Raw genomic sequence first — 6,857 nt, forward strand, 5'->3', positions numbered from 1 at the left:
GCCTGGGCCAGTGCGGCAGCCTGGCCGGCGGCAAAACCATCAGCGCGGGCGCGCTCGATCGGGTCTTCGCGTTCGGGCTCGGGCATCGCGGCAAATTCGGCCGGGGGCGCCACGGGGATGCGGGCAAAGCGCGGGTCGAGCGTAAAGCCCTGCGATTGCGCCGGCACCGCGCCCCAGGCGCGCAGCGTGCGCCCGGGTTCGGGAATGCGCAGCAGGTCAGACATAGTCATCGTCACCCGAACCGAACACGATTACCCCTTCGGCCGAAAGGCGGCGGGCGGCGGTGATCATGGCCTTTTGCGCCTCGGTCACTTCGGCGCGCTTGAGGCGGCCGCGCGCGGCGATCTCGTCGCGCACGCCATCGGCGGCGCGGCTCGACATGGCGCGGAAGAACACTTCGCGCTGCGGTTCCTCAATGCCCTTGAGCGCGGCGATCAGCGTGTCGCTGTCCACTTCGCGCAGCATGGCGCCCATCGATTGCGCATCCAGCACATAGAGATGTTCGAACTTGAACATCTCGTTCTCGATTTCCTTGGCCAGGGCTTTGTCCATCTTGGTGAGTTCGGGCATGACCCGCTTCTCCACCGCCTTGGCTGCGGCGTTGATGATCTCGGCCGCCTCGCGCGGGCCACCCATGGTCAGGGCAGAGCGGCTGTGGATCGCCACGATGCGGCGCGTCAGCACCTCTTCCAGCATACGCAGCGCCTCGGCCGAGACCTTGCCCAGCGTAGCGATGCGGTGGACCACCTGGGTCTGGATCGTTTCGGGCAGGCCGTGCAGCACGGCGGCGGCCACTTCCGGGTCGATCTGCACCAGCAGCACGGCAATTGCCTGGGGGTGCTCGCCGCGCACCAGTGGGATCAGCACTTCGGGGTTGAGCCAGCGCGCCAGTTCGAGTGCCGAGGTATCCTGCGCCGCTTCGGGCGCGATGCGGTGCATCAGGTTGACGGCCTTCACCTCGCCCACCGCGCGCGTCATCAGATCGCGCACCTGGCCCACGCGATCGTGCGCGGTCAGGCCCAGGCGCTCGGTCCGCTCGACAAAGCCGGTGATCGACTGGGCAATGGCCACCGGGCCGATCTCGCCCAGCGCGCACATCTTTTCCCCCAGCAGGCGCAGTTCCTTGGGATCGAGCTGCGCCAGCAGATCGGCGGCCTGCTGGTCTTCCAGCAGCATGACCATGACGGCGGCCAGTTCGGGATCGGTCATGCTGCCCAAACCCTCTGCCATGTCGCTGTCCATGTTATGAGGCGCCTTCTTCGCTCGGTTCCTTCAGCATCTGGCGCAGCACGGCCACGGCGCTGTCGGGCTTTTCCTGGACCAGGCGCTGGGCCAGGCCCACCTGGCGGCTGAGCAGTTCGGTATCGATCGCGCCGGTTTCATCTTGCGCTGGCGCCAGCATCGGCTTGATCATGCCGGTGGTGGGCCCAGGGCCGATCTCGCGGCTGGGGCGCGGGGCGTTGGGATCGGCAGCGCCCTCGGCGCGTGCGGCGTTGGCCTCCTCTGCGTCCTCGTCGTCCTCATCGCTGGCGGCGGCCTTGCCCTTCCTGCGGGCGTCCTTGCCCTTGGCCGATGCACCGCCATCGCGGCGCAGCGCCTTGATCAGCGGGCGCACGCCCAGCAGCAGCGTCAAAAGCACCGCCACCAGTGCCACGCCGTTGCGCACCGCCATGGCAAACCAGGGCTGTTCATAGAACTTGGGCGGGGTAATGTCGGCTGGGTTGAACGCGCGCACCGCCACGGCCACCTGGTCCCCGCGCGTGGGATCGGCGCCTACGGCCGCGCTCACCAGCTGCTTGATCTGGTCGATCTCGGCAGGCTTGGCCTTGGCCAGCACGGCCGAAGACAGCGCCACCGCCACGGTCAGGCGGCGGATCTTGCCCGGCGTGTTGTTGGTCACCGCCACTTCGCGGCCCAGTTCATAGGTTTTCGAAGACGAACTTTCGCCATTGCTGGGCGCCGCGCCCGAGGGGCTGGGCGAGGGCGTGCCCTGCGGCGCGCCGACGGCAGCCGTGGTCGGTGCGGGCGGGGTGTTGGACAAGACACCCGGCACCCCCACCGCGCCCGGCCCGCTGGTCTGCGAGGCCGATTGCTGCTCGGTGCGCACGGCGCCCTGCTTGTCATAGCTTTCGCGGGCAGAGGTCACCTGGTCCATGTCCAGATCGACCTGCACCTCGCTGGAAAAGTTGCCTTCGCCCAGCATCGGGGTCAGCAGCTGGGAAATCTGCTCGCGCAGTTTGTCTTCCAGCCGGCCCTGGATTTCCAGGCGATCAGCATCGCCCGGCTTGTCGGCCGACAGCAGGCGCCCGTGCTGGTCGATCACCTTGACCGCATCGACCGAGAGTTCCGGCACCGATCCGGCCACCAGGTTGACGATCGCCGAAACCTGGCTGGTGGCCAGTTGCCGCCCCTTGGCCAGGCGCACCATGACCGAGGCAGAGGGCGCGGCGGTATCGCGCACGAAGACCGATTTTTCCGGCTGGGCCAGGTGCACACGCACCGCCTCCACCCCGTCGATCTGCATGATGGTCAGTTCCAGCTCGCGCTCGCGCGCGGCTTGCAGCCGCTGCCCTTCCAGGGTGCGGCTGGCCCCCATCGGCAGCTTGTCGATCATCTGCTCGCCGGTTTCGGGTGTGGCCACCGCGCCATCGGATGCCGCCACCATGCGCGCCTTGTAGAGGTCGTTTTCCCCCACGGTGATCGCGCCGGTGGAATTGTCGATGTGATAGGCGATCGCCGCCTTGTCGAGCGCGGCCGTCACCTGCGCGCGCTCTGCATCCGACAGATCGGAATAGAGCATGCGCTGCGGCGCGGGCGCCATGGTCAGCCACAGCAGCCCGGTCAGCCCGGCGGCGGTAATCCCGCCGAACCAGGGCAGCATGCGGCGCAGCGGCGGCTGGCGCAGGAATGCGCCCATCCGTGCCGGCAGGGCACCGCCGGCGGGATCGGTCAAAGGGGCCAGAAGCGAGGGTGGCGGGCTGCCACCGGCCCCCACGGGAACCAGATCGGCCATCTATCAGACCCCCATCCGCATGATGTCCTGGTAGGCGGTCAACAGCTTGTTGCGCACCTGCAGCGTGGCTTCAAAGGCAACGCCGGCTTCCTGGCGCGCCAGCATCACCTTGGCGACATCGACCGTCTCGCCCTTTTCATAGGCCGCGCTGATGCCGTCGGCCTTGGTCTGGCTGGCATTGACCGTGTCGAGCGCCGACTTGAGCGCGTCAGTAAAGCCACCGGTCGGCGAATTGGTTTCGGCCGGTAACCCGCTTTCAGGCGTGCGGATCTGTTGCAGCAGGTGCGAGCGATCGATGATCTGCTGGCGCATGGCCATGATCTGCTGGATGCCGCCCCCGGCGCCTATGCCGTTGATCGCGCTCATCGCCGGCCTCCCGCCACGGCAATGCCGGCTTCACGGAAGCTGGCCAGGCGATAGCGCAGGGTGCGTTCGGAAATGCCCAGTTGGCGCGCCGCTTCCACGCGGCTGCCGCCGCAGGCTTCCAGCGTGGCCAGGATCGCGCGCGCTTCGGACAGCTGGACAATGTTGGACAGCTTGCCCGCCTGGGGCGCGCGCACTTCGGCCAGCGCCGCATCGCTGGCGGGGCTGCGCGCGGGGCGATCGAACACGATATGCTCAGGCCCGATTTCGGCCTGGTCGCCCGCCAGCAGCAGGGCGCGGCGCACCACGTTTTCCAGCTCGCGCACATTGCCGGGCCAGCCGTGGCAGCCCAGCATGGCCAGCGCCGCGTCCGACAGCCAGGGCAGCGGCCGATCGGCCGGCGCATGGCGCATCATCAGGGCAAAGGCCAGCGGCGCGATATCATCGGGCCGCTCGGCCAGTGCGCGCAGCGTCAGCGGAAAAACGTTGAGCCGGTAATAGAGATCGGCGCGGAACCGCCCGTCTTCCACCTCGGTTGGCAGATCGCGGTTGGCGCAGGCGATGATGCGCACGTCCACCTTGACCGGCTGGGTCGCGCCCAGTGGCACCACTTCGCCTTCCTGCAGCGCGCGCAGCAGCTTGGCTTGCAGCGACAGCGGCATTTCGGCGATTTCATCCAGCAGCAGCGTGCCGCCATGGGCCGCGCGGAAAAAGCCTTCGCCCGCCGCGCTGGCGCCGGTGAACGCGCCCTTCTGGTGGCCGAACAACAGCGCTTCCAGCATGGTTTCGGGCATCGCGGCGCAGTTGACGCCGATGAACGGCTTGTCGTGGCGCGGGCTGGCGGCGTGGATGAACCGGCTCAACACTTCCTTGCCGGTGCCGGTGGGGCCGTTGATCAGCACGGGGATGTCGCTGACGGCCAGACGCTCGGCCAGCGCCAGAATTGATAGGGTTTCGGGATCGGCGGCAATCGGCATGCCGGGCGCGGTTGCGCAGGCGATGATCGCGGCCAGCGCGCTTTCCGACAGCGGATCGGCATAGCGCACCACGTGGCGCTTGCCATTGGCCATGCGCGCCAGCGCCGGCTGCGCCCCGCGTTCCAGCACCACCGCCGGGCGGCGCGGATCGAGCGCGCCCACATCGGTCGAATCGGCCAGCACAGGCAGGGGGCCCATGCCCGGCGTATTGAGCACCGCTGCAGCGCGCATGATCAGCGCGCCGTGGCGCGCCTGCGCCTGCCCGCTTATCGGCAATCTGTCGCCGCAATCGCTGTTCATCACTTTGACCCCCGTCTTAACCATATCCACGACGCTGTTTTTCGCGCGAAACCGTCAAATGGTGTGAAACTTTAAGATCAGCGACCGTGCTAAGTGGAAACACGTATATGGCGCCGCCGCAAAACCGCTGACCGGCAAGATTTTGCCCTTAAATTGCCGCCCATCCTGCCGGTCTTTGCCGTGCAGCCGGTCAATCCCTGGACTGGCAGCGATTGGGGTCTGTCCCGAAAATCGGAGAAACATCATGGCGGTAATCAACACCAACGTCAGCGCCATCAAGGCGGCCAACGCTTCCAACTCGGCAAGCAAGCTGGCTGCAACCGCGATGGAACGGCTGTCGACCGGCAAGCGAATCAATAGTGCCAAGGACGATGCCGCGGGCCTGGCCATTTCCACGACCATGACCGCGCAGATCACCGGCATGTCGCAGGGCGTGCGCAACGCCAACGACGGCATCTCGATGGCGCAGACGGCCGAAGGCGCGCTCAGCGAAGTGACCAACATGCTGCAGCGCGTGCGCGAACTGGCCGTGCAGTCGAAGTCTGACACCTACCAGCAGTCTGACCGCGACGCGATGCAGTCGGAAGTCTCGAACCTGAATGCCCAGATTTCCGACGTGCTCAACAATACCGAGTTCAACGGCAACAAGGTGTTCAAGGTTGCTGGCGGCACGGCAGCCACCGACGGCAGCGACGACGTCAAGAGCTCGATCCAGACCGGTGCCAACACCACCGACACGGTCGACCTCGTCAGCAAGGCGTTTTCGGGCGTCAACCTGTTCGGCGGCACCGACACGTCCTACAGCGCCACCTCGACCACCCAGGCGCTCGACGTGTCCGACACCGGCAAGGCTTCGACCACGATGGACAACGTCGATGCCGCGCTCAAGGAAGTGAACGCCACGCGCGCCACGCTGGGTGCTGGCCAGAACCGCCTCAGCTCGGTGGTCAACAACCTGAACGACAACATCACCAACCTGTCGGATGCCCGTTCGCGTATTCAGGATACCGACTACTCGGCCGAAACCACCCAGATGGCCAAGGCGCAGATCCTGGCCCAGGCTTCGACCGCAATGATCTCGCAGGCCAACCAGAACCAGCAGAACGTGCTGACGCTGCTGCGCTGATCCCAGCTGCCAATACCCGGTTCTCCACGGTGCCGGCGATTCCCCTGGGGATCGCCGGCCATCGTCGTTGTTGGGGGATCAGGTCCTTGGCTGGCCGGTATTTGGCTGGTGCAGCAGCCCGTGGGCAAAGATGCGCGCGGCGTGCGCGGCGTGGTGGCGAATCGTTTCCGTGTCGGGCGCCGGCATCACACCCACCGCCACGCGCATGTGCAGCTTGCCCCGCACCATGCCCAGGAACTGGTCTGCTGCCAGGCGCGGATCTGGCAGGGCCAGGCCGCGCTGGCCGGCCACGCGTTGCAGCACGGCCGCCAGGGTAGTGCCGGCAATTTCCGGCCCGCAGCGAAAGAACATCTCTGCCGCTTCGTGGAATTGCACCCCGTCGGCATGGACCATGCGATAGACATCGATCGAGCGCTGGCTGCACAGCCCGGACAGGAAGCGCGTGCCGAAATCGGTAAGAATGCCCTCAAGGTCATCCGATTCGGTTTCCGCCAGTTCCTGAAGCGAGGCCATGACCGCGCCGCAGCCGCGCATCAGCACCGCTTCAAACAACTGCTCCTTCGATGGAAAATACTTGTAAAGCGTGGCCTTGGAACCGCCCAGCTCGGCCGCGATGGCTGACATCGAGGTGGCGCCATAGCCCGTCTGCGTGAACACCTGCGTGGCCACGGACAGGATGTTTTCCCGCCGCTCATCGGGCGAACAGCGTTTGAGTCTGCAATTGGACGGGTTAGTGACCATTCCGTACACATAGCTGTTGACAGGCGCAGTGCAAGGGCGCAGTTGAAGATTAGTGACCGATCCGTACACGGTCGTCCCGTTCCCGATTGCGCAAAGGCCCTGCATGACTGCCTCCCCCGCCGGTCTTTCCAACCGCGCGTCAGCCCTGTTTTCCGCCGCGTTTTCCGCCGCCGCGATTCGGCCGTTCCGGCGCGCGCCGCTGGTGAGTGGCCTGGCCATGGCGGGCCTGCTGGCCGGCTGTGCCCCCGTTCCCGATCTTGGCCAAAAGCCGGCGCTGCGCCAGGCAACCGCCAGCGATCTGGCGCTGCCCGCGTCCGCGCCAGCACAGGCGGTGACG

8 protein-coding genes and 1 pseudogene are annotated in these 6,857 nt (G+C 66.7%); 3 read left to right on the top strand and 6 right to left on the bottom strand.

Translation table 11 applies throughout. The annotated features are described in order from the left end of the window. The 5 genes and pseudogenes from H926_RS0105475 to H926_RS0105495 form a co-directional block, all read right to left on the bottom strand. Window positions 1-224: pseudogene (locus tag H926_RS0105475) on the bottom strand (flagellar biosynthesis protein); the annotation flags it as partial. Then, on the bottom strand, window positions 217-1,242 hold the full coding sequence (gene fliG, locus H926_RS0105480) for a flagellar motor switch protein FliG (protein WP_022675420.1): 1,026 nt from the start codon (window positions 1,240-1,242) through the stop codon (window positions 217-219). The gene fliG and the pseudogene H926_RS0105475, both read right to left, overlap by 8 nt. 1 nt (window position 1,243) lies before the next feature. Then, window positions 1,244-3,013: a flagellar basal-body MS-ring/collar protein FliF gene (gene fliF / locus H926_RS0105485; protein WP_022675421.1), complete on the bottom strand. Its 1,770-nt coding sequence runs from the start codon at window positions 3,011-3,013 to the stop codon at window positions 1,244-1,246. 3 nt (window positions 3,014-3,016) lie between these two features. Then, window positions 3,017-3,379, bottom strand: a complete 363-nt coding sequence (gene fliE / locus H926_RS0105490) for a flagellar hook-basal body complex protein FliE (protein WP_022675422.1) — start codon at window positions 3,377-3,379, stop codon at window positions 3,017-3,019. Continuing rightward, window positions 3,376-4,584 (bottom strand): sigma-54-dependent Fis family transcriptional regulator, encoded by a 1,209-nt coding sequence (locus tag H926_RS0105495; protein WP_107717039.1) that lies wholly within the window; start codon window positions 4,582-4,584, stop codon window positions 3,376-3,378. The genes fliE and H926_RS0105495 overlap by 4 nt, the downstream gene beginning before the upstream one ends. Between H926_RS0105495 and H926_RS33030 the strand changes: the two genes are divergently transcribed. Both H926_RS33030 and H926_RS0105500 read left to right on the top strand, forming a co-directional pair. Next, complete coding sequence (locus H926_RS33030; RefSeq protein ID WP_157089018.1) at window positions 4,583-4,720, top strand: hypothetical protein; 138 nt, start codon at window positions 4,583-4,585, stop codon at window positions 4,718-4,720. The genes H926_RS0105495 and H926_RS33030 overlap by 2 nt on opposite strands. Window positions 4,721-4,897: 177 nt before the next feature. Further along, window positions 4,898-5,779 (top strand): flagellin, encoded by an 882-nt coding sequence (locus H926_RS0105500; RefSeq protein WP_022675424.1) that lies wholly within the window; start codon window positions 4,898-4,900, stop codon window positions 5,777-5,779. A gap of 78 nt (window positions 5,780-5,857) precedes the next feature. Here H926_RS0105500 and H926_RS0105505 read toward each other — a convergent pair whose 3' ends face one another. Continuing rightward, a complete protein-coding gene (locus H926_RS0105505) occupies window positions 5,858-6,448 on the bottom strand; it encodes a TetR/AcrR family transcriptional regulator (protein ID WP_237740978.1) in 591 nt (196 codons plus the stop codon). A 175-nt stretch (window positions 6,449-6,623) separates the two neighbouring features. On the opposite strand from H926_RS0105505, the gene H926_RS0105510 reads away from it, so the two are divergent. Next, window positions 6,624-6,857 (top strand): hypothetical protein (locus H926_RS0105510; protein ID WP_028657631.1); only part of this gene is annotated, 234 nt, incomplete at its 3' end.

Source organism: Novosphingobium sp. B-7 (genome assembly GCF_000410615.1).
Classification (GTDB): domain Bacteria; phylum Pseudomonadota; class Alphaproteobacteria; order Sphingomonadales; family Sphingomonadaceae; genus Novosphingobium; species Novosphingobium capsulatum.